At 71.7% G+C, this 20532-nt stretch carries 21 protein-coding genes; 16 read left to right on the top strand and 5 right to left on the bottom strand.

Annotated elements, in window-relative coordinates; genetic code table 11:
- The first annotated feature begins 1 nt into the window (after window position 1).
- The 7 genes from AC1Q7O_RS18740 to AC1Q7O_RS18710 all read left to right on the top strand — a co-directional run bounded on the left by AC1Q7O_RS18740 (window position 2) and on the right by AC1Q7O_RS18710 (window position 6348).
- Window positions 2-823 carry a sulfurtransferase gene (locus AC1Q7O_RS18740; protein ID WP_492657577.1) on the top strand — a complete coding sequence of 274 codons (822 nt, stop codon included), beginning with the start codon at window positions 2-4 and terminating at the stop codon, window positions 821-823.
- 66 nt (window positions 824-889) lie between these two features.
- Complete coding sequence (locus AC1Q7O_RS18735) at window positions 890-1324, top strand: universal stress protein (RefSeq protein WP_492657578.1); 435 nt, start codon at window positions 890-892, stop codon at window positions 1322-1324.
- A 42-nt stretch (window positions 1325-1366) separates the two neighbouring features.
- Window positions 1367-2026 carry a response regulator gene (locus AC1Q7O_RS18730; protein ID WP_492657579.1) on the top strand — a complete coding sequence of 220 codons (660 nt, stop codon included), beginning with the start codon at window positions 1367-1369 and terminating at the stop codon, window positions 2024-2026.
- 70 nt (window positions 2027-2096) lie between these two features.
- A complete protein-coding gene (locus AC1Q7O_RS18725; protein WP_492657580.1) occupies window positions 2097-3443 on the top strand; it encodes a sensor histidine kinase in 1347 nt (448 codons plus the stop codon).
- Between the two features lie 55 nt (window positions 3444-3498).
- Window positions 3499-4320 carry a MipA/OmpV family protein gene (locus AC1Q7O_RS18720; protein WP_492657581.1) on the top strand — a complete coding sequence of 274 codons (822 nt, stop codon included), beginning with the start codon at window positions 3499-3501 and terminating at the stop codon, window positions 4318-4320.
- Window positions 4320-5006, top strand: coding sequence for a response regulator transcription factor (locus AC1Q7O_RS18715; protein ID WP_492657582.1), 687 nt, complete (start codon window positions 4320-4322; stop codon window positions 5004-5006). Before AC1Q7O_RS18720 ends, AC1Q7O_RS18715 begins: the two co-directional genes overlap by 1 nt.
- Window positions 4975-6348 carry a sensor histidine kinase gene (locus AC1Q7O_RS18710; RefSeq protein ID WP_492657583.1) on the top strand — a complete coding sequence of 458 codons (1374 nt, stop codon included), beginning with the start codon at window positions 4975-4977 and terminating at the stop codon, window positions 6346-6348. The genes AC1Q7O_RS18715 and AC1Q7O_RS18710 overlap by 32 nt, the downstream gene beginning before the upstream one ends.
- A 9-nt stretch (window positions 6349-6357) precedes the next feature.
- On the opposite strand, the gene AC1Q7O_RS18705 is transcribed toward AC1Q7O_RS18710, so the two are convergent.
- Window positions 6358-8067, bottom strand: coding sequence for a methyl-accepting chemotaxis protein (locus AC1Q7O_RS18705; protein WP_492657584.1), 1710 nt, complete (start codon window positions 8065-8067; stop codon window positions 6358-6360).
- Between the two features lie 185 nt (window positions 8068-8252).
- Here AC1Q7O_RS18705 and AC1Q7O_RS18700 point away from each other — a divergent pair, with 185 nt between their 5' ends.
- Window positions 8253-9017: a hypothetical protein gene (locus AC1Q7O_RS18700; protein WP_492657585.1), complete on the top strand. Its 765-nt coding sequence runs from the start codon at window positions 8253-8255 to the stop codon at window positions 9015-9017.
- Complete coding sequence (locus AC1Q7O_RS18695) at window positions 9014-9382, top strand: hypothetical protein (protein ID WP_492657586.1); 369 nt, start codon at window positions 9014-9016, stop codon at window positions 9380-9382. Before AC1Q7O_RS18700 ends, AC1Q7O_RS18695 begins: the two co-directional genes overlap by 4 nt.
- Window positions 9383-9407: 25 nt before the next feature.
- Here the strand turns inward: AC1Q7O_RS18695 and AC1Q7O_RS18690 are convergent, their stop codons facing one another.
- Both AC1Q7O_RS18690 and AC1Q7O_RS18685 read right to left on the bottom strand, forming a co-directional pair.
- Window positions 9408-10196 carry a ZIP family metal transporter gene (locus tag AC1Q7O_RS18690; RefSeq protein WP_492657587.1) on the bottom strand — a complete coding sequence of 263 codons (789 nt, stop codon included), beginning with the start codon at window positions 10194-10196 and terminating at the stop codon, window positions 9408-9410.
- Window positions 10197-10259: 63 nt separating this feature from the next.
- Window positions 10260-11123 carry a dienelactone hydrolase family protein gene (locus tag AC1Q7O_RS18685; RefSeq protein WP_492657588.1) on the bottom strand — a complete coding sequence of 288 codons (864 nt, stop codon included), beginning with the start codon at window positions 11121-11123 and terminating at the stop codon, window positions 10260-10262.
- Window positions 11124-11182: 59 nt separating this feature from the next.
- Between AC1Q7O_RS18685 and AC1Q7O_RS18680 the strand changes: the two genes are divergently transcribed.
- Together AC1Q7O_RS18680 and AC1Q7O_RS18675 are read left to right on the top strand one after the other, a co-directional pair.
- Entirely contained in the window at window positions 11183-12673 is a 1491-nt protein-coding gene (locus tag AC1Q7O_RS18680; RefSeq protein WP_492657589.1) for a Ppx/GppA phosphatase family protein, read from the top strand.
- A gap of 84 nt (window positions 12674-12757) precedes the next feature.
- Window positions 12758-13162 carry a GFA family protein gene (locus AC1Q7O_RS18675; protein WP_492657590.1) on the top strand — a complete coding sequence of 135 codons (405 nt, stop codon included), beginning with the start codon at window positions 12758-12760 and terminating at the stop codon, window positions 13160-13162.
- A gap of 20 nt (window positions 13163-13182) precedes the next feature.
- Here AC1Q7O_RS18675 and AC1Q7O_RS18670 read toward each other — a convergent pair whose 3' ends face one another.
- A complete protein-coding gene (locus AC1Q7O_RS18670; protein ID WP_492657591.1) occupies window positions 13183-14088 on the bottom strand; it encodes a DUF808 domain-containing protein in 906 nt (301 codons plus the stop codon).
- A gap of 156 nt (window positions 14089-14244) precedes the next feature.
- Between AC1Q7O_RS18670 and AC1Q7O_RS18665 the strand changes: the two genes are divergently transcribed.
- Complete coding sequence (locus AC1Q7O_RS18665; RefSeq protein WP_492657592.1) at window positions 14245-16302, top strand: LamG-like jellyroll fold domain-containing protein; 2058 nt, start codon at window positions 14245-14247, stop codon at window positions 16300-16302.
- A gap of 35 nt (window positions 16303-16337) precedes the next feature.
- Window positions 16338-17123, top strand: coding sequence for a PEP-CTERM sorting domain-containing protein (locus AC1Q7O_RS18660; protein WP_492657593.1), 786 nt, complete (start codon window positions 16338-16340; stop codon window positions 17121-17123).
- A gap of 27 nt (window positions 17124-17150) precedes the next feature.
- Here AC1Q7O_RS18660 and AC1Q7O_RS18655 read toward each other — a convergent pair whose 3' ends face one another.
- Window positions 17151-17606: a MaoC family dehydratase gene (locus tag AC1Q7O_RS18655; protein ID WP_492657594.1), complete on the bottom strand. Its 456-nt coding sequence runs from the start codon at window positions 17604-17606 to the stop codon at window positions 17151-17153.
- 91 nt (window positions 17607-17697) lie between these two features.
- Between AC1Q7O_RS18655 and AC1Q7O_RS18650 the strand changes: the two genes are divergently transcribed.
- The 3 genes from AC1Q7O_RS18650 to AC1Q7O_RS18640 all read left to right on the top strand — a co-directional run bounded on the left by AC1Q7O_RS18650 (window position 17698) and on the right by AC1Q7O_RS18640 (window position 20440).
- On the top strand, window positions 17698-18357 hold the full coding sequence (locus AC1Q7O_RS18650; protein WP_492657595.1) for a response regulator: 660 nt from the start codon (window positions 17698-17700) through the stop codon (window positions 18355-18357).
- A 69-nt stretch (window positions 18358-18426) separates the two neighbouring features.
- On the top strand, window positions 18427-19809 hold the full coding sequence (locus tag AC1Q7O_RS18645) for a sensor histidine kinase (protein ID WP_492657596.1): 1383 nt from the start codon (window positions 18427-18429) through the stop codon (window positions 19807-19809).
- Between the two features lie 70 nt (window positions 19810-19879).
- Window positions 19880-20440: an outer membrane beta-barrel protein gene (locus AC1Q7O_RS18640; RefSeq protein WP_492657597.1), complete on the top strand. Its 561-nt coding sequence runs from the start codon at window positions 19880-19882 to the stop codon at window positions 20438-20440.
- The last annotated feature ends 92 nt before the right edge of the window (window positions 20441-20532 follow it).

Here is a 20532-nt window from a genome sequence, read left to right as displayed (position 1 = left end):
CATGGTCTACACCACGCTGATCTCCGCCACCGAGCTGCGCTCGCTGCAGGACCCGCTGATCCTGGACTGCAGCTTCGACCTCACCGACACCGGCGCCGGCGAGCGCGCCTACGCGGCTGGCCACATCCCCGGCGCGTTCTACCTGCACCTGGACCGCGACTGCTGCGGCCCCACCACGGGGCCCGACGGCGCCTTCCGCGGCCGCCACCCGCTGCCGGAGCGCGAGGCCTTTGCCGCGCTGATGCGCCGGCTGGGCCTGGCCGCCGGCCGCCAGGTCGTCGCCTACGACCGCCAGGGCGGCCCCTACGCGGCGCACGTCTGGTGGATGCTGCGCTGGCTGGGCCACGCCGAGGTCGCCGTGCTGGACGGCGCCTGGGATGGCGAGCTGAGCACCACCCTCCCCGCTGCCGCGCCCAGCACCTGGCACCCCGGCGAACCGCTGGTGCGGCAGATCGACGCTGCCTCGCTGCTGAAGCAGCTGGGCACCGTGCGCCTCATCGACGCCCGCGCCGCCGAGCGCTTCCGCGGCGACGTCGAGCCGCTGGACAAGGCCGCCGGCCACATCCCCGGCGCCAGCAATCGTTTCTTCAAGGACAACCTCGGCGCCGACGGCCGCTTCAAACCCGTCGACCAGCTGCGCGCCGAACTCGCGCCGTTGGCCGGTGGCACCGTCGTGCACCAATGCGGTTCCGGCGTCACCGCCTGTCACAACCTGCTGGCGATGGCGCACGCCGGCCTGGCGGCACCGGATGGGGGGGTGCTTTACCCCGGCTCCTGGAGCGAGTGGTCGTCCGACCCCTCGCGCCCGCTCGCAAAGGGTTGATCTCCGACAAGCGGTGCACCCGGCGATGGGCCACACTGGGGTCCTCCGCAACGACTGGAGGAGCGAATGTTCAAGCGCATCCTGGTTCCCACCGACGGTTCCGACATCACCGCCCACGCGGTGGATACCGCCATCCAGCTCGCCAAGGTCCATGGCGCCCAGCTGCTGACGCTCAGCGTCATGGAGCCCTTCCCCTACAGCGCGGTCTCCGAGATCCAGCCGGTGCCGCCGCAGGAGTTCATCGAGGCGCAGCAGCGCGTGGCCACCAAGCGCGTCGAGGACGTCTGCGCCACGGCCGCCGCGCAGGGCATGGCCTGCAAGGGCCACACCATCGAGGCGCTGCACGCGTGGGAGGCCATCGTGGACCATGCCAAGGCCGAGAACGTCGACCTCATCGTCATGGCCTCGCACGGCCGCAAGGGCTTTGCCGCGCTGCTGCTGGGCAGCGAGGCGCAGAAGGTGCTGACCCACATCGACCTGCCGGTGCTCATCGTCAAGTGAACTTGAGGCCGCGTTGAGGTGCACAGGCCAGAATCCCTGGCCATGCACCTGCTGCTCATCGAAGACGACCTGGACCTCGGCCGCAGCCTGCAGGCCGCCTTTCGCCAGCAGGCCGGGTTCAGCTGCGAATGGCTGCGCCGCGCGCAGGATGCGCCGCTGCAGCTGGCCGACGTGGCCGCCGACTGCGTGCTGCTGGACCTGGGCCTGCCCGACGGCAGCGGCCTGGACCTGCTGACCCGCTGGCGCCGCGCCGACGCCACCACGCCCGTCATCGTCATCACCGCCCGCACCGCGCTTGAGGACCGCCTGGCCGGCCTAGACGGCGGCGCCGACGACGTCGTGCTCAAGCCCTTCGCCATTCCCGAGCTGGTGTCGCGCATCCACGCCGTCGTGCGCCGCAGCGCGCGCCAGGCGCATGAAAACTGGCAGTTCGGCGAGCTCGTCATCCAGCCCCGCGCCCATGCGGCGCTGCTGGCCGGCCAGCCGCTGCCGCTGACGGCGCGCGAGTTCCAGCTGCTGGTGGAGCTGGCCCGCGAACCCGGCGCCGTCGTCGCCAAGGGCCGCATCGCGCAGCGCCTGGCGCCGCTGGACGAGCCGGTGGACGCCGCCACGCTGGAGATGCACGTCAGCAACCTGCGCAAGAAGATCGGCCCTGAGCGCATCCGAACCGTGCGCGGCATCGGCTACCAGCTCGTCGCGTGAGCCCCGCACGGCCGTCCGAACGGGCTCGACTCCCGCCTGGCGGGACCGCGCGCAGCGCGGTGGGTGCGGCATGAAGCCGCTGCTGCAGCCGCTGTGGCGGCCCACGCTGCTGCGCCGCATCGTCGGCGCGCTGCTGCTGGCCTTCGCGCTGGCCGGTACGGCACTGCTGGCGCTGGACTTCGTGCAGTTCAAGCACGAGATGGCCACCCGCCCCGGCGTGCAGACGCTGGCCGACGCGATCGCGACGTCGCTGGCCGACGTGCCCGACGCCCGCGACGCCGCGCTCATCGTGCAGGCCCGTTCCCGCGAGACGCATCGGCTGCGCCACGCGGCCGGCCTGCTGCCGGGCGACGTGGAGTTCCGCCTCGCCGATGCGGCGGGCCGCGTGGTGTTCGCCACGCCCGGCGCCGCCAGCGCCGGCACGGCGACGCACTGGCAGGCCCAGGCGCAGGCCGGCCCGTGGCGCCTCACGCTGGCCGAGCCGCGGCTGGCCGACACCACGGTGCTGGGCTGGCTGGTGCGCGACCTGCTGCCCTCGCTGCTGCTGGCCTTCCCGGTCGTGCTGCTGCCGCTGTGGATCGCCGTGCGCCGCGGCATGCGGCCGCTGAACGAGCTGGCCGACCGCGTCGCCGCACGCGACGCGCAAGACCTGTCGCCGCTGGGCCTCACGCCGCGGCATGACGAGCTGCGGCCGCTCGTCACCGCGTTCGACGGCCTGCTCGCGCGGCTGCGCGGCCAGCTGCAGCGCGAGCGCGCCTTCGTGCAGGACGCCGCCCACGAGCTGCGCACGCCGATGGCCGTCGTCGCCGCGCAGGCACATGTGCTGGCGCATGCGGTGGACGACACCGAGCGCCGCGAGGCCGCCGCCGCGCTGGACGCCGCGCTGCAGCGCAGCGCCCACCTGAGCCGGCAGCTGCTGACGCTGGCGACGCTGGACGAGGGCCGGCCCACTGCCGAGCAGACCGTGGACCTGGCGGCCCTCGTGCAGCAGGCGCTGGCCACGCAGGCCGCCCGCGCGCTGGACCTGGGGCTGGAGATGTCGCTGGACGCCCCGCCCAGCCTGCCGGCACAGCTCGACCGCGCGGCCTTCGAGTCGGTGCTGAACAACCTCGTCGACAACGCGCTGCGCTATGTGCCGCCGGGCGGGCGCATCGCCGTCACGCTGGCCGGCAGCGCGCACGGGCTGAGCCTCACCGTGGCCGACGACGGCCCCGGCATCCCGCCAGACCAGCGCGAGGCGGCGTTCGACCGCTTCTGGCGCGGCGCGGCCGGCGCCGACGTGGCTGGCACCGGGCTGGGCCTGGCCATCGTGCGCCGCGCCGCGGCCCGGCTGGGCGGCCGCGTCCACATCGAGGACGGGCTGGACGGGCGCGGCTGCAGCATCGTGCTGAGGCTGCCGCCGGTAAGTACGCGGTAAGACGGCAGCGCCGACGATGCGCCGACCTTCACCCCCGGCCTTCTTCGAGACCCTCATGCAACTGCCGCACCTCACGCCCCTCCCCAAGCGCACCGCGGGCTCGGCGTTCGCCCGCGCGACGCTGATGCGCGCCGCCGCGCTCGTCCTGCTGATGCCCCGGCTGGCCGCCGCGGCCGAGACCGAACCCGCCGCCTCCTGGGGCCTGGGCCTGGGCGCGGGCTCCATGCAGAAGCCCTATGCCGGCATGGACCGCGAGAACCGCGTGCTGCCCATGCTCAGCTACGAGAACCGCTGGCTGCGCGTGGCCGGCCTGGGCGCCGAGGTCAAGCTGCCGCGGCTGGACCTGAGCGACACGCAGCACCTCGACTTCCGCCTCGTCGCCCGCTACGACGGCAGCGGCTACGAAGCCGACGACGCCCCCATCCTGAACGGCATGGCCGAGCGCAAGGGCGGCTTCTGGGCCGGTGCCCGGGCCATCTGGCACACCGGCTTCGCGCAGCTGAGCGCCGACTGGACGGCGGACGCCTCGGGCCACAGCAAGGGCCAGCGCCTGAGCCTGGGCGTGGAGAAGAACTTCCGCGTCGGCCCGCAGCTGATGCTGACGCCGCGGCTGGGCGCCGCGTGGCTGGACCGCAAGTCCGTGGACTACTATTTCAGCGTCCGCGACGGCGAGGCGCTGCCGGGCCGCGCGGCCTACGGCGGCCGGGCCGGCGTCAACACCGAGCTGGGCCTGCGCGGCGCCTACCTGCTGGACCGGCACCATTCGCTGTTCGTCGACGTCGGCGTGACGCGCCTGTCCCGGCCCATCCGCGACAGCCCGCTGGTCGACCGCTCCACCGAGAACCGCGTGTTCATGGGCTATCTGTACCGCTTCTGATGAATCGCATCCTGCTGGTCGAGGACCATGAGCGGCTGGCGCGGCTGGTCGCCCAGGGGCTGGCCAACGCCGGCATCGCCGTGGACACCGTCGACCGCGCCAACGCTGCCTGGCAGGCGTTGCAGCAGCGCCCCTACCGGGCGCTCGTGCTGGACCGCGGGCTGCCCGGCGGCGACGGGCTGGACCTGCTCAAGCGCATGCGCGAATCGGGCCTGGGCACGCCCTGCCTGGTGCTGACCGCGCGCGACGCGCTGCACGACCGCATCGAGGGGCTGGACGCCGGCGCCGACGACTACCTGCCCAAGCCCTTTGCGATGGACGAGCTGGTGGCGCGCGTGCGCGCGCTGCTGCGCCGGCCCGCCCAGGCCCGCGAGCTGGACCCGCAACGGGGCGACCTGCGGCTGCGCCCGCAGGCCGGCACCGCCAGCTGCGGCGACGACAGCATCACGCTGGCGGCGGCCGAGATGCAGATCATGCTGATGCTGGTGGACAAGGCGGGCGAGACCGTGCGGCGCAGCGCGCTGGAGGCCGCCGGCTGGGGGCTGGACGACGCGGTGACGCCCAACGCGCTGGACGTGGCCCTGCACCGGCTACGCCGCAAGCTGCTGGCCATCGGGTCCAGCCAGCGCATCATCAACGTGAGGAATCAGGGCTATGCGCTCAGGCTGGCGGACGTGGACGAATAGCCTCAGCGTCAAGGTCATCCGCGCCTACGTCGCCGGCGTGGTGCTGAGCGTGCTCATCCTCGTGCTGGCCATCAAGGGCCTGCTGGTGCTGCGCAGCCCCATCCTGCTGGAGGAGGACGTCAGCGAGAACGCCGAGGGGCTGGCCGAGCACCTGAGCTTCGACGCGGCGGGCCGACCCGTGGGCTTCGACACCAAGCTGCAGCGCCGCGCCTGGGTGTTCCAGACCATGAAGGACGACGTCGCCTACCGCGTGATGGACGGCGCGGGGCGCGTCGTGCTGCAGTCGCCGGCGGGCGACGCCTTCTGGCCGGCCGCCGGCGAGGCGCCGCCGCTGCGGCCGGGGCGCTTCGACTTCGAACGCGGCGGCCAGCTGTACCGCGGCGCCACCGAGGTCGTCGATCACGGTGGCCACCGCTGGTTCTTCCAGATGGCCAACAGCGCACGGCTGGCCGAGCTGCTGCGGCTGGAGTTCGCGCTGCCCTTCATGGGCATCGGCATCGGCCTGTTCAGCGCCGTGCTGCTGGTGGTGTTCGGCATCGGCGCGTTCATCACGATGCGACAGGTGCAGCAGCCGCTGCGCGAGCTGTCGGCGGCGGCCGCCGCCATCTCGCCGCGCTCGCTGGACGCGCGGCTGCGCGACGAGCGCGTGCCGGCCGAGATCGCGCCGCTGGTGGACAGCTTCAACCGCGTGCTGGACCGGCTGCAGGGCGGCTACCGCGTGCAGCAGGAGTTCCTGTCGACGGCGGCGCACGAGCTGAAGACGCCACTGGCGCTGATCCGCGCGCAAATCGAGCTGATGCCGCCCGGCGACGCCCGCGACGCGCTGCTGGGCGACGTGGCGCACATGACGCGACAGGTGCAGCAACTGCTGCTGCTGGCCGAGGCCAGCGAGGCGCACAACTACGGCTTCGCGCCGGTGGACATGGCGGACGTTGCACAGGAGGCCGCGCGGTACCTGGACCGCATGGCGCGGGCCGCGCAGGTGCGCATCGAGCTGGTGGCCGAGCCGGGCGTGCCGCCCTGGCACGCCGACCGCGGCGCGCTGTTCACGCTGCTGAAGAACCTGCTGGAGAACGCGCTGCAGCACGCGCCGGCCGGCACGGCCGTCGTCGTCGAAGTGGGGGCGACGACGCTGGCGGTGCGCGACTTCGGCCCCGGCGTCACGCCGGAGCAGCTGCCGCAGCTGTTCGCACGCTTCTGGCGCGGCGCGCATCGGCGCGACCACGGCGCCGGGCTGGGCCTGGCCATCTGCCAGGAAATCGCCCAGGCCCACGGCTGGACGCTGAGCGCCCGGCACGCCGACCCGGGCCTGCGCCTGGTGCTGGCCGGCACGCCACGCTGACGCCCGGCGTCAGAAGCTTTCCCACTGGCCGCCGTCCTCCGCGGCCGGTGCCGGCCGGGGCCGGGCCACCGGCGCCGCTGCGGGCCGGGCCGCCGGCCTGGGCGCGGCCGCGCGCACCACGGCCGGTGCGCGCCTGGACGCCGGCGCCGGAGGCGGCACCGGCGCGCCGCCGTCCAGCTTGAACTGGCCCACCACCTCGGCCAGCCGCGCGGCCTGGTTCTTCAGGCTCTCGGCCGCGGCGGCGGACTCTTCCACCAGCGCCGCGTTCTGCTGCGTGACCTGGTCCAGCTGGTTGACCGCCTCGCTGACCTGGCCGATGCCCTTGGCCTGTTCGCCGCTGGCCGCGTCGATCTCGCCGATCAGGTCGGCCACGCGCTTCACCTGGGCGACGATCTCGCCCATCGTGCTGCCGGCTTCGGCCACCAGTTGCGAGCCGGCGTCCACCTTCTCGACGCTCTGGCCGATCAGGCTCTTGATCTCCCGTGCCGCTTCGGCGCTGCGCTGCGCCAGCGTGCGCACCTCGCCCGCCACGACCGCGAAGCCGCGGCCCTGCTCGCCGGCACGGGCCGCCTCCACGGCGGCGTTCAGCGCCAGGATGTTGGTCTGGAACGCGATGCCATCGATGGTGGCGATGATGTCGACGATCTTGCGCGAGCTGGCCGTGATCTCGTCCATCGTGCTGACGACGCGGCCCACCACCTCGCCCCCCTGGATGGCCACGCCGCTGGCGCTGGTGGCCAGCTGCGTGGCGGTGCGCGAGATGTCGGCGTTCTGCTTCACGGTGGCACTCATCTCCTCCATGGACGCCGCCGTCTGCTCCAGGCTGGATGCCTGCTCCTCGGTGCGCTGCGACAGGTCGGCGTTGCCGGTGGCGATCTCGGACGACCCGGTGGCGATGGAGTCGGAGCTGTGGCGCACCTGGCTGACGATCTTCACGAGGTTCTCGTTCATCGTCACCAGCGCGCGCAGCAGTTGCGCAATCTCGTCGCGCCCCTGCACGGCGATGTGTTGGCGCAGGTCGCCGGCCGAGACGGCTTCCGCCAGCCGCACGGCCGACGCCACCGGCTGCGTGATGGAGCGCGTGATGAGCCAGGCCAGCAACGCGCCCATCGCGATGGCGAACACCGCCGACGCCAGCGTGATCCATTCAGCGCGCCGCTGCACGGCCTGGGCAGCCTCGAACTCCTGCTGCGCGACGCGCACCTGCAGACGCTGCAGCTCGGACAGCGCGCCGGCCACCTGCGGCGCCATCTCGGCCACCTTGCCGTCGTACAGCGCCCGGGCGGCCTCCACGTCGCCCTTCAGCAGCGCGGCTCGCGCCGGCGCCAGGCCCTGCTGCGCGTAGGCCGTGCGCGCGGCGACGAAGCGGTCCGCCAGCTGCTTCTCTTCCGGCGTCAGGTGCGTCGCCAGGTATTGCTTGACCAGGTCGTCAATGGCCTTGATGTTGGTGGCCATCTCCGCGGTGTGCTTCTCGATGACCGCCGGCTCGGGCTTCAGCATCATGTCGGCCAGCAGGAAGCGGTTGCGTATCGTCAGCCGGCTGACATCGCCCAGCTGGGCCAGCGGCACGGTGCGGTCCAGATAGACCGTCTCCAACCCGGCCGACACCTGCCCGAGGCTTGCGCGCCCCAGCAGCGCCACCACGGCCAGCAGCAACAGCACCAGCCCGAAACCCAGGCCCAGCCGCGGGCCAATCCTGACTTGCTTCAACCAATCCATCGTGTTCTCCCTGAATACACGTCCACTCTAGGCACGGGCTGACTGCGCTGTCAAAAACTTTTGTGCACTGCAGCACACGAAGTGCCTCTTTGGCGATGCTTGGGGCGGGCTGCCAACAATGGCCGGCGTCCCCACTTCGACGCACGCACCATGCCGTTCAGCATCCGTTCCTGCCCGCCGCCGGCATGAGCGCGGCCCCCTGGCTGGCCGCGCTGGCGCTCGCGGCCACGACCGAACTGCCGCCCGTAGCGGTGCAGGGCGAGAGCACCGCCGCCCGCGAGCAGCAGACCGTGGCCGACCTGCTGCGCGTGCTGGACGTCTTCGAGCGCGAGCGCGCCCGGCTGGCGCCGCAGGCCGAGCTCCACATCCGCGTGCTGCCGCGCCGCGACCTGGCCGACATCCCGGCGCTGGAGCTGCGCCACGGCCGCGTGCGCGAGCCCGTCGCGCTCGACGCGCTGGGCCGCTTCGCCATCCCGCCCGCCTGGCGCGCGCTGCCGGCGGACGCCATCGTGCGCAGCCCGCTGCTGTCCGGCCGCCTCGCCTGGGCCGTGGACGTGCGCACGCCCGGCCTGCCCGACGACGCCCGGCGCCTGGGCGACCTGCGGCTGGAGTGCCGCGCCGACCTGTACGGCGGCGCGCTGGCCCGCGGCATCAAGCCGCCAGCCTTCTACGCGATGCGCGCCGTCACCGACCTGTGCACCAGCACCCAGGTCGCCTACGGCTTCTTCGCCGACCGGCCGACATTCGCCGCCCAGGTGCGCGACGGCCAGCGCCGCGCCGAGCTGTCCTACCGCTGGATGCACGGCAGCGAGATGGGCCAGAGCAGCGTGATGTTCGGCCTGCTGGACTGGCCTTATGCGCTGCGCGACCGCTTCGTCGTGATGCCGCCAGGCAAATGGCAGGACTGGTCACCTGACGCCGTCGTCGAACTTGAACCCATGACGCCATGAACCGCCACGCCCTCGCCTTTGCATTGCTGACCTTCGCCCTGGGGGGCGGCCTCGCTGCCTGCACCACGGTGGGCAACGGCCGCGTGCGCACGCTGCAAGCCACCGAGGCCGCCGAGCTGCTGCGCCCGGGCATCACGACCCAGGCCGACGCCGAGCAGCTGCTGGGCGCCGGCAGCGTGCTGCGCCTGGAGAGCGGCTGGACAACGACGCACTACGTCTACCGCGACGGCCTGCCGCGCGCGCTGGACTTCGTGCCCATCGTCGGGCTGGTCACCTCGGCGCTGGACACGCCCGAGACCGAGCTGGTGCTGCTGTTCGACGCGCAAGGCCTGCTGCGCAAGTTCAAGTTGCGGCGCGCGGGCTGAGCACCCGTCGCGCGCCGGCAGGTGCTCAGTGCGCGTGCGACCCGTGCAGCAGCGCTGACACGCCGAACGCCACGCCCAGGCCCACGGCCAGCCAGGCCACTTGCGCAAAGGTGTCGCGCCAGGCCAGGCGCTGCTGCAACTGCGGCAGCAGGTCGGCCACCGAGATGTAGATGAAGCTGCTGGACGCCAGCACCAGCAGATAGGGCAGCACACCGTCGAAGCTGCCGATGAGGAAGTAGCCCAGCACGCCGCCAACGACCGAGGCCATGCCTGAAATCGCGTTGAACAGCAGCGCCTTGGCGCGGCTCAAACCGGCGTTCAGCAGCACGATGTAGTCGCCCACCTCCTGCGGGATCTCGTGCGCGACGATGGCCAGCGCCGTCGCGAAGCCCAGCCGCGTGTCGGCCAGGAAGGCCGCCGCGATGATGGCGCCGTCGCAGAAATTGTGGATGCTGTCGCCCACCAGCACGGTCAGGCCGCCCCGGCCGGCCTGCTCGGCGTCGAAATGGTGGTGATGGTGGTGGCCGTCGCCCTCGTGGTGGTGCACGTGGCGGTACAGCTCCACCTTCTCCAGCAACCAGAAGAACAGCAGACCCGCCAGCAGCACGGCGAACAGCGTCTGCGGCTCGGCCGTGTGGCTCTCGAAGGCCTCGGGCAGCACGTTCAGCAGCGAGGTGCCCAGCAGGATGCCGGCCGACAGGCTGACCAGGCTCTTGACGAGGCGGGTCAGCACGCCGACGGTGAGGCTCGCGGCAACGAGCACCGACAGCAGCCCGCCGGCAAAGGTGGCGAGCACGATGTAGAGGAGAGTCATGGAAGCAGCAATGAAACGGGGCCGTTGGTGTACGGCCCCGACTCCGTCAGCCTAGCAGAGCTGTCAAGCCACGCCGTTCTTGCGGAACCAGGCCAGGCATTTCGCCCACCCGTCGTCGGCCGCCGCCTTGCGGTAGCTCGGGCGGTAGTCGGCATAAAAAGCATGCGGCGTGTCGGGGTAGACGACGAACTCGCTCTTCAGGTTGCCGGCGGCCTTCAGCGCCGCCTCCAGCTGCGTCAGCGTGTCGACCGGGATGCCGCCGTCCGCCGCACCGTACAGGCCCAGCACCGGCGCCTTGATACTGGCGGCCAGCTCGACGATGGTCTTGTCGCCGGGGTGGTAGCTGCGTGCCACCGGCCCGTACCAGGCCACGCCCGCCTTGACCCGCGGGTTGTGGGCCACATAGCGCCAGGTGGTGCGGCCACCCCAGCAGAAGCCGGTGATGCCCAACCTGGCCGTATCGCCACCATGGGCCGCGGCCCAGGCGACGGTGGCGTCCAGGTCGGCCAGCACCTGCGCGTCGCTGGCCTTGCTGACGACCTCGGCGATGAGCTTGCCCGCCTCGGTGTAGGCGCCGGCATTGCCCTGGCGCACGAACAGCTCCGGCGCGATGGCGAGATAGCCCGCCTTGGCGAAGCGCCGGCACACGTCGGCGATGTGCTCGTGCACGCCGAAGATCTCGCTGGCCACCAGCACGACCGGCAGGTTCTTGCCGCCGGCAGGCTGGGCGCGGTAGGCCGGCAGGTTGAAGTCGCCGACCGGGATGCCGACCGGGCCGGCCTCCAGCCCCGCGGTGTCGGTCGTGATGGTCTGCGCCGACACCGGCAGCACCGCCGCCGCGAAGCCGCTGCCCACGGTCGTCTGCACGAAGCTGCGGCGGCTGAAGTCGCGGCTGGGCGCAAGGCTGTCGATCTCGTCTTTCAACATGAAGGCTCCGGGGGGCGGTTACGAAAGAGCGTCAAATTTTGCCGCGACAATCCGCCGCCATGACGAAGCGCCCTGATTCCGCCGGCCAGATCTGGGCCTCCATCGACATCGGTTCCAACAGCTTTCGCCTGGAGCTGGCCCGTCTGAGCGGCGAGCGCTACCAGCGCGTCAGCTACATCAAGGAAAGCGTGCGGCTGGGTGCCGGGCTGGACGAGCAGGGCATGCTGACCGAGGCCGCCATGGAGCGCGGCCTGACCTGCCTGAAGGGCTTCGGCGAGCAGCTGGTGGGCATCCCGCCAGAGCGCATCCGCGCCGTCGCGACGCAGACGCTGCGCGAGGCCCGCAACCGCAACGCCTTCCTGGCCCGCGCCGAGGCCGTGCTGGGCCATCCCGTCGAAGTGATCGCCGGCCGCGAGGAGGCCCGCCTGATCTTTGCCGGCGTGGCCCGGCTGCAACCGTCGGACAAGCCGCGCCTGGTCATCGACATCGGCGGCCGCTCCACCGAGATGATCCTGGGCCAGGGCCGCAAGCCGGTGCTGGCCGAGTCCTTCGGCGTCGGCAGCGTGGGCCTGTCGCTGCGCTTCTTTGCCGACGGCAAGTACACCGAGGAGTCGTTCCGCGCCGCTCAGGTGGCCGCGGGCGCCGAACTGGAAGAGGCGCTGACGCTGTTCCGCCCCGAGCTGTGGCAGGAGGCGCTGGGCTCGTCGGGCACGGTCGGCGCGGTGTCTCAGATCCTGGCCGCCACGGGCCAGACCGACGGCCGCATCACGCCGGCCTCGCTGCGCTGGTGCATCGAACAGTGCATCGCCGCGGGCTCGCAGGACAAGCTGCAGATGCCCGGCCTCAAGGACGACCGCCGCCCCGTCGTCGCCGGCGGCCTGTGCATCCTCTACACGCTGCTGACGCAGTTCGGCATCGAGGAACTGCTGCCCACCAAGGGCGCGCTGCGCCAGGGCGTCATCTTCGACCTGGCGCAGCGGCTGCAGCCCAGCGCCGCACGCGATGCGCGCGCCACGTCGGTCACCGAGCTGCAGCAGCGCTTCGGCGTGGACATGCCGCAGGCCGAGCGCGTGGCCGGCCAGGCCGAGAAGCTCTACCGCCAGCTGGTGGACAAGCCGCTGCCCGAGCCGCTGCGCGAGCTGCGCTGGGCCGCGGCGCTGCACGAGATCGGCATGCTGGTGTCGCACCACGACCACCACCGCCACAGCGCCTACATCATCGGCCACGTCGACGCGGCCGGCTTCTCCACCAACCAGCTGCAGCGCCTGGCGGCGCTGGCGCTGGGCCAGCGCGGTGGCCTGCGCAAGGTGGAGGCGCAGGTGGTCGAGGCCGGGCAGCTGGATCAGCTCGTCGCGCTGCGCCTGGCCGTCATCCTGTGCCACGCCCGCACGCCGGTCGCCGGCCAGCCCAAGCTGACACGCGACGGCAAACGGCTAACACTGCACTGCCCCAAGAGCTGGTCCACCGGCCAGGCGCGCACGCGCTTCCTCCTGAAGGAAGAGGCCGAGGCCTGGGCGCGCAGCGGCGCGCTGGAGCTGGCGATCACGTAACGACGGGCCACTACCGTCCTGCTGTCACGCGCTGACAGCGATGCTGGCGAGGATGTGTCTCCCCACCACCCCGCGAGGCATCACATGCTGAAGACCTATACCGGCAGCTGCCACTGCCAGGCCGTGCGCTTCGAGGTCGACCTCGACCTGTCTGCCGGCACCGGCCGCTGCAACTGCTCCATCTGCTTCAAGACACGCAACTGGAGCGCCAGCGTGAAGCCCGACGCCTTCCGGCTGCTGGCCGGCGCCGATGCACAGAGCGACTACCAGTTCGGCTCCAACAGCATCCACAACCTGTTCTGCAAGACCTGCGGCGTGCGCTCCTACGGCCACGGCCACATCGAGGAGATGGGCGGCGCCTTCGTGTCTGTCAAGCTCAACTGCCTGGACAACGTGACGCCCGGGGAGCTGGTGGCCGCACCGGTGCAGTACTACGACGGTCTGCACAACAACTGGTGGCACACGCCCGAGGAGACGCGGCACCTCTGAGCGGCGCGACCGGGCCGCCGTCAGCGCCCGCGCAGCTTCTGCACGGCCATCACGGCCGCCAGCACCAGCGCGCCGGCCACGATGCCCACCAGCGCATTCGCGCCGTTCTCGATCAGCGCGGCCACCAGCCAGGCCTGGCCCTGCGCCAGGTGCGCGATGGCATGGTGCAGCGGCGCGACGCCGTGTGCCAGGATGCCACCGCCGACGAGGAACATCGCGGCCGTGCCCAGCACCGTCAGCAGCTTCATCAGCCGCGGCGCGGCGGCCAGCAGGAAGCGGCCGACCGCCCGCGCCACCGCGCCGGCCCGGCGCGTCAGCCACAGGCCCACGTCGTCCATCTTCACGATGCCCGCCACGAAGCCGTAGACGCCCACCGTCATCGCGATGGACACGGCCACCAGCACGGCCAGCTGCGTCTGCAGCGGCTGCGTGGCCACGGTGCCCAGCGCAATGACGATGATCTCCGCGGACAGGATGAAATCGGTGCGGATGGCGCCCTTGACCTTATCGCGCTCGAAGGCCGCCATGTCCACCTGCGGATCGGCGATAGCCTGCACAAGTTGGTCGTGATGCGCCTGGTCTTCCTCGGCGCTGTGCAGGAACTTGTGCGCCAGCTTCTCGAAGCCCTCGAAGCACAGGAACGCGCCGCCCACCATCAGCAGCGGCGTGATGGCCCAGGGCGCGAATGCCGAGATCGCCAGTGCCGCGGGCACCAGGATGGCCTTGTTCAGCATCGACCCCCAGGCCACTGCCCACACCACCGGCAGCTCGCGATCGGCGTTGACGCCAGTGACCTGCTGAGCGTTCAGCGCCAGGTCGTCGCCCAGCACGCCGGCGGTCTTCTTGGCCGCCACCTTGGTCATGGTCGCCACGTCGTCGAGGATGGTGGCGATGTCGTCAAGCAGGACGAGGAGGCTGGAGGCCATGCGGCGCGAGGGGTGAGGTCAGAAGGGCCGACATGCTAACCGGCTCATTCGTCGCGTCGTTCCCGTCACTGCGGTGCCGCATTGCCTCACCACACTGCAGGCTGCCGCGGCCGGTGACCGTCCAGGCGGCACGCCCCTCCTCTTCCTGCAGTACCCATGAGCCATCTTCTTTCCACGCCGGACACCAACGCCGACGCACCGACCGACACCTCCCATCCCGACCGGCGCAGCGTGCTGCGCGGTGCGGCCGGCCTGTCCGCCTTCGCCCTCGGCGGTGGTCTGCTGGGCGCCGATGCCGCCCAGGCTGCCACCGGCCCCACCACGAGCTTCGCGCTCGCCGTGTTGCCCGACACCCAGTTCTATTCCCGCTACGCCACCACCGACGAGGGACAGCAGTTCCAGGCGCGCTACGGCTCCACGCCTTTCGCCGCCCAGACGGGCTGGATCGCCCGCAACGCCACGGCCTACAACATCCCCTTCGTCATCCATCTCGGCGATGTGGTCGACCAGCAGGGCAAGCCCAACCAGTGGGCTGTCGCCGACGCCGCCATGCAGCAGCTGGAAGCCGCCCGGGTGCCCTACTCCATCCTGGCGGGCAACCACGATGTCGTCACCGACCTCGACTACCACCAGCCGGGCGATCAGGCAGCCGGCACCGACGCGCAGCGCAACCTCGCGGCCGAGCCCTACCTGAAATGGTTCCCTGCCAGCCGGGCCGCCCGCCAGACGACCTTCAAGGAACGGGACAGCTCCGGCTTCCACGAGTACCACCTGTTCCAGGCCCATGGCGTGACCTTCATGGTGCTGTCGCTCTCCTGGCGCATTTCCGATGCAGGCATCGCCTGGGCGCGTGGCGCGATCGCGCGCAACCCCGGCGTGCCGGTGATCCTGGCCAATCACCAGTTGCTCAACATCGCCAATGACGGCATCAACCCGCAGGAGACCGACTACGGCCTGATGCTGTGGGACCGACTGATCCGGGACAACGACCAGATCTTCATGACGCTCAACGGCCACCACCACGGGGCGGCCCATCTGCGCAAGTTCAATGACTTCGGCAACGAAGTGCACCAGATGGTGGTGGACTACCAGATGGACTACCAGGGCGGCAACGCCATGATGCGGCTGTACGAGGTGGACCTGGGCAACAACCGCATCGACGTCATGTCCTTCTCGCCCTGGGTGGTGCAAAAGCCCAAGGCGACGCTCAATGCCTTCGACTTCGCGGAGCTCACGCAGGCCAGCCAGCGCTTCAGCATCGCGATCAACTTCAAGAAGCGCTTCGCCGGCTTCATGCGCTTCAAGCCGACGCTGTCCAGCACCGGCGCCGCCATCCTGCCGCGCGTGCGCAGCGAGCTGCTGGCCGGCTACACCGAGCCACCGCCGGTCGTCGCGAAGCTGCCCGTCGACGTCAATGACTTCCCGCAGGCGCCGGACACCTACGCTCACTGGCGCGCGCCCATCGGCATCAGCGAAGGCCAGGTGGTGCAGGTCGGCGACGTGCTGCCGGACATCGCCGGCGGCAACGACATGCGTCGCACCGCGCTGATCGGACCGAGCCAGCTCGGCGACGTCGTCTGGACGCGCGACAAGCACCGCCTGTCGTCCGCGGCGGGCAGCGTGCGCTTCCTGAATACCGACAAGACCATCAGCCGCCTGAATGCCTTCCTGACCGCCATGGGCGCCCCGGTCAACGGCCGCAGCTTCTGGAGCGGCTACACGGTCGAGGCCTTCATCAAGATCCCGGCCGACTGGGACGCGAGCCGCCACCGCTGGGGCAACCTGCTGGGCCGTCAGGGCAACCGCGGCGCCGTGCCGGGGGGCTACTGGGGCGGCGACCCGGAAGCCTCCAGCGTGCTGTTCGCGATCTCCAACCTGCGCGAAGTGCAGTGGGAGGTCGTGCCCGCCAGCAACTCGCACTACGCGCAGACCAACTGGTCGGGCGAGATCATCCGCAACACCTGGTACCACGTGGCGGCGGTCAACGACCCGTCGACCGCGACCACCACGCTCTACGTCGAAGGCGCCCCGGTGCTGCGCAACGTTGCCAACGCCGCCACCGGCACGCGGTCCCAGGCCAACCCGCTGCCCTGGATCCTCGGTGCAGGCTGGTGGGACGGGTCCCTGGATGACGGCTACTACGGCTGGCTCGGCGAACTGCGCCTCGTGGGCCGCCCGCTGCCCGCCAGCCAATGGCTGACCGCCCGCCGCTGAACCCCCCACCTCGTCTTCTCCTCCGGAACCTTCCCATGCACACGCGTTTCATCGCGGTGGCGCTTGCCGCCGCCTTCCTCGCCGCGCCTGCCGCGCACGCCGACCAGATCACGGCCGGCAACGACATCTTCAACGGCGTCGACTACGGCAGCCGCTACACCGGTGCCGGCGGCTACACCAGCCCGGCCCACCAGGCGCTGGGCGCCGTCGTCGGCGGCGCCAACCAGGCTTTCGATGCCTTCGGCTTCTACAACGCCGGCGTCGGCAGCCTGCAGCAGGTGCGCCAGGTCGAACTGCTCGGCGGCAACGTGTATCGCTTCTTCGACAGCTTCACCAACACCGGCGCCACCCAGGTCACGACGACCTTGAACTTCTTCGGCAACCTGGGCTCGGACGGTGACGAGCTGGTGAGCCACGACGCCAGCGGGCTCATCGTCAGCTGCACGGACGACGGCCAGAGCCAGTGCACCGGCCAGCCGGTGCTGGCGCTGGTGTCGGGCAACAACGGGCTGGCACAGGCCGCGCTGAGCCCGGATCGCTACAACGTGCGCTACAGCGTCAGCCTCGCACCGGGCCAGACGCTCAGCCTGCTGAACTTCGCCTTCCTGGCCAGCGACGCCAGCGGCCCGACCGCGGCCGACCAGGCGCTGGCCCGGCAGACCGGGATGGACCTGCTGGCCGCGCCGCGGCTGGACGGGCTGAACGCCGCGCAGGTCGCCAGCATCGCCAACTACACCATCACGGCCGTGCCCGAACCGGGCAGCTGGGCGCTGATGCTGACCGGCCTGGTGGTGGTGCCGCTGCTGCGCCGGCGCCGCTGAACGACAGGCTCCCGGCGGCCGGGGGCCTCAGCGGTAATGCCGCGCGAGGCTCTCGGCCACGCAGACCGGCTTGGCCGCGCCTTCGGCCTCCACGGCCACCTCCACCGTCAGCTGCACGGCGCCGCCGGCCACATCGTCCAGCGCCAACAGCCTGAACGCCGCCCGCAGCCGGCTACCCACCGGCACCGGCGCCGTGAAGCGCACCTTGTTAAGACCGTAGTTGACGACCATGCGCGTCTCGCGCACGGCAAAGCCGGTCTCGAAGAAGTACGGGATCAGCGACAGCGTCAGGAAACCGTGTGCGATGGGGCCGCCGAACGGGCCGGTCCTGGCGCGCTCCGGGTCCACATGGATCCACTGCCGGTCCTCGGTCGCGTCGGCGAAGGCGTTGACGCGGGCCTGGTCCACGGTGATCCAGTCGCTGTGGCCCAGCGGCTGGCCGATCAGGGGTTGCAGGTCGGCAAGGGTGTCGAAATGGCGCATGCGGCGTGACGAAACGGAGAACGTTGCGCTTACGTTACCCTCGCGCGCCCTGCCCGACCGTAGCCCAGGCGACACCGCGCTTCACCCCCCCATGCACATCCTGTTGATCGAGGACGACCTCGGCCTGGGTCCGGCGCTGCAGGCCGCACTGCAGACCGAGGGCCACACCAGCACCTGGCTGCGGCGCTGCGCCGATGCTCCGCCGCGGCTGGACCCCGCCGCGCAGGACGCCGTGCTGCTGGACCAGACGCTGCCCGACGGCGAGGGCCGCGACCTGCTGATGCGCTGGCGCCGCCAGGGCTGCACGGTGCCGGTCATCGTCATCACCGCACGCACCGCGCTGCAGGACCGCCTGGCCGGCTTCGACGGCGGCGCCGACGACTACGTCGTCAAGCCCTTCGAGATGCCCGAGCTGATCGCGCGGCTGCGCTCGGTGCTGCGGCGCTGCGCCCAGCAGGCCAGCGACCACTGGACGCTGGGCAGCCTGACCATAGAGCCGCGCCGCCAGCGCGCCCTGCTGGACGGCGTCGAGCTGGCGCTGTCGCCCCGCGAGTACCAGTTGCTGCTGGAGCTGGCGCGCGAGCGCGGCGGCGTGGTGGCCAAGCACCACCTGGCGCAGCGCCTGGCGCCGCTGGGCGAACCGCTGGAATTCGGCACGCTGGAGGTGCACCTGGCCAACCTGCGCCGCAAGATCGGCGCGTCGCGCATCGGCACGCTGCGCGGTGTGGGCTACTGGCTGGAGTGCGCGTGAGCCCCGCCCGGCCGGCCGAAGGGGCTCAGCTCCCGCTTGGCGGGAGCACGCAGCGCGAAGGGTGCACCTATGTCCTTTGACTGGCTGCGGCCCACGCTGACGCGCCGGCTGATCGGCGCACTGCTGCTCGCCTTCACGCTGTGCGCCGTGCTGCTGCTGGTGGAGGACCAGCTCGACATCCAGCAGACGCTGGCCACCAACCCTGGCATTCGCCAGTACGGCCGCGAGCTGGCGGCGGGGCTGGAGGAAATCGACGACGCCACGCTGGCCGCCCGCGTGCTGGACGGCCACCTGCGCCACATCAACCGGCTGCGCGCCGAGCAGCAGCTGACGCAAGGGCCGCTGCTGGCGCGACTCATCGGCCCCGATGGCCGCGTGGCCCATGCGTCCGCAACGGCGTTCGACCTCGACAAGCCCGGCATCGGCGAGCGGCCCATCGACGGCCGGACCTACTGGACCTACCGCCATGACGGCCCGCGCTGGTCGCTGCGGCTGGCCGAGCCGGCCATCCCGCGCACCAGCCTGCTCGGCTTCGCCAGCTGGGAGCTGGGCAAGCAGCTGCTGCTGGCCTTCCCGCTGATGCTGCTGCCGCTGTGGGTGGCCGTGCACACAGGCCTCGCACCGCTGCGCCGCTTCGCGCGGCGCCTGCGCGACCTCGACGCCCGGCAGGACCTGGCGCCGCTGGGCGCCGACCTGCGCTACGGCGAGCTGCGCCCACTGGGCCAGGCCTTCGACGCACTGCTGCAGCGGCTGCGCCAGCGGCGCGCCCGCGAGCGCGCGTTCGTGCACGAGGCCGCGCACGAGCTGCGCACGCCGCTGGCCGTCGTCGCCGCGCAGGCGCACGCCCTCGTGCACGCGGGCAGTGCGGCAGCCCGCGCCACCGCTGCCACCGCGCTGCAGCAGGCCATCAACCGCAGCGCCCACCTGTCACGCCAGCTGCTCGACCTGGCCAGCCTCGACAGCGACCCGACCACCACGCCGGCCGCCATCGACCTGGCCCAGGCCTGCGCCGAACTGCTGATCGAGCACACGGCGCTTGCGCGCACCCAAGGCATCGAGCTGTCGCTGGACGCGCCCGACCATCTGCCAGTGCGGGTGGACACCGCCGCGCTGCAGTCGGTGCTGCGCAACCTGCTCGACAACGCACTGCGCTACGTCGGCCGCGGCGGCCGCATCACGCTGGCGCTGGCCGCCACGCCCGACGGCCCGCGCCTGGGCGTGGCGGACGACGGTCCCGGCATCCCCGTGGCCGACCGCGCCAACGTGTTCGAGCGCTTCTGGCGCGGCAGCGGGCACGACGCGCATGGCAGCGGCCTGGGGCTGGCCATCGTCGCGCAGGCGGCCGAGCGGCTGGGCGGCCGCGTTACGGTCGCCGACGGCCTGGCGCGCGCCGGCGGCTGCGGCGTGCGCTTCGACCTGCAGCTGCCCGCCACCGCCCTGGGCGTCCCCTGATCTTGGGCGTCCCTTAAGGCGGCGCTTCCAACAATGGCCCGGTCCCTGTTTCAACGACCTGGAGCCTTTCTTGAGAACCCTGTTTCTGGCCGCCGCGGCCCTGCTTGTCGCCACCTCGGCCCACGCCGCCGAGCCCTACGTGGGCATCAATCTCGCCACGCCCGGCGAAGCGAATTTCGACATCAACGGCCGCAGCGTCGCCAACGACAACCACCCGCGTGCGCTCAAGCTCTACGCCGGCCTGCAGCTCACGCCGATCTGGGCCGCCGAGGTCGGCTACGGCGCCTTCGGCAGCTGGCGTGCCGGCGACCCCGCACCGGGCGCCACCTTCCGCACCCGGCTGGGCGCCAAGGTCGTCTACCTGGCTGGCCGCGCCACGCAGCCGCTGGGCGAATCGTTCGAGCTGTTCGGCAAGCTGGGCGTAGCCCTGAACCGGCTGGACCAGCACGACACGCTGGGCCACTCGGCGCGCGAGACCTTCGTACGCCCCATGGCCGGCGGCGGGCTGGCATGGCGCATCACGCCGGAGATCTCCGCCACCGTGGAGTACGCCCACTACGGCGCGCGACGCGACGCGGGTGGCCGCTTCACGCAGCAGAAGGCCGAGATCGGGCTGGCCTACAAGTTCTAGGGAGGGTCTGCAGAACCCCTGTGGGCCGCGTTTGCGACAGCACCGGCCCGCGAGTAGGCGCGTCGCGAAGCTGGGGCTGGCCGCCCCAGCGA

The sequence above is a fragment of the Roseateles sp. GW823-FHT07B05 genome, assembly GCF_058794515.1.
This window is presented reverse-complemented; position numbering and strand designations above follow the sequence as displayed.

Excerpts from the sequence above, each read along its gene's own strand:
- AC1Q7O_RS18670 (WP_492657591.1), bottom strand. The coding sequence starts at position 14,088 with ATGGCCTCCAGCCTCCTCGTCCTGCTTGACGACATCGCCACCATCCTC.
- AC1Q7O_RS18735 (WP_492657578.1), top strand. The coding sequence starts at position 890 with ATGTTCAAGCGCATCCTGGTTCCCACCGACGGTTCCGACATCACCGCC.
- AC1Q7O_RS18665 (WP_492657592.1), top strand. The coding sequence starts at position 14,245 with ATGAGCCATCTTCTTTCCACGCCGGACACCAACGCCGACGCACCGACC.
- AC1Q7O_RS18720 (WP_492657581.1), top strand. The coding sequence starts at position 3,499 with ATGCAACTGCCGCACCTCACGCCCCTCCCCAAGCGCACCGCGGGCTCG.
- AC1Q7O_RS18650 (WP_492657595.1), top strand. The coding sequence starts at position 17,698 with ATGCACATCCTGTTGATCGAGGACGACCTCGGCCTGGGTCCGGCGCTG.
- AC1Q7O_RS18685 (WP_492657588.1), bottom strand. The coding sequence starts at position 11,123 with ATGTTGAAAGACGAGATCGACAGCCTTGCGCCCAGCCGCGACTTCAGC.
- AC1Q7O_RS18675 (WP_492657590.1), top strand. The coding sequence starts at position 12,758 with ATGCTGAAGACCTATACCGGCAGCTGCCACTGCCAGGCCGTGCGCTTC.
- AC1Q7O_RS18645 (WP_492657596.1), top strand. The coding sequence starts at position 18,427 with ATGTCCTTTGACTGGCTGCGGCCCACGCTGACGCGCCGGCTGATCGGC.
- AC1Q7O_RS18695 (WP_492657586.1), top strand. The coding sequence starts at position 9,014 with ATGAACCGCCACGCCCTCGCCTTTGCATTGCTGACCTTCGCCCTGGGG.
- AC1Q7O_RS18740 (WP_492657577.1), top strand. The coding sequence starts at position 2 with ATGGTCTACACCACGCTGATCTCCGCCACCGAGCTGCGCTCGCTGCAG.
- AC1Q7O_RS18705 (WP_492657584.1), bottom strand. The coding sequence starts at position 8,067 with ATGGATTGGTTGAAGCAAGTCAGGATTGGCCCGCGGCTGGGCCTGGGT.
- AC1Q7O_RS18660 (WP_492657593.1), top strand. The coding sequence starts at position 16,338 with ATGCACACGCGTTTCATCGCGGTGGCGCTTGCCGCCGCCTTCCTCGCC.
- AC1Q7O_RS18655 (WP_492657594.1), bottom strand. The coding sequence starts at position 17,606 with ATGCGCCATTTCGACACCCTTGCCGACCTGCAACCCCTGATCGGCCAG.
- AC1Q7O_RS18710 (WP_492657583.1), top strand. The coding sequence starts at position 4,975 with ATGCGCTCAGGCTGGCGGACGTGGACGAATAGCCTCAGCGTCAAGGTC.
- AC1Q7O_RS18700 (WP_492657585.1), top strand. The coding sequence starts at position 8,253 with ATGAGCGCGGCCCCCTGGCTGGCCGCGCTGGCGCTCGCGGCCACGACC.
- AC1Q7O_RS18725 (WP_492657580.1), top strand. The coding sequence starts at position 2,097 with ATGAAGCCGCTGCTGCAGCCGCTGTGGCGGCCCACGCTGCTGCGCCGC.
- AC1Q7O_RS18730 (WP_492657579.1), top strand. The coding sequence starts at position 1,367 with ATGCACCTGCTGCTCATCGAAGACGACCTGGACCTCGGCCGCAGCCTG.
- AC1Q7O_RS18690 (WP_492657587.1), bottom strand. The coding sequence starts at position 10,196 with ATGACTCTCCTCTACATCGTGCTCGCCACCTTTGCCGGCGGGCTGCTG.
- AC1Q7O_RS18680 (WP_492657589.1), top strand. The coding sequence starts at position 11,183 with ATGACGAAGCGCCCTGATTCCGCCGGCCAGATCTGGGCCTCCATCGAC.
- AC1Q7O_RS18715 (WP_492657582.1), top strand. The coding sequence starts at position 4,320 with ATGAATCGCATCCTGCTGGTCGAGGACCATGAGCGGCTGGCGCGGCTG.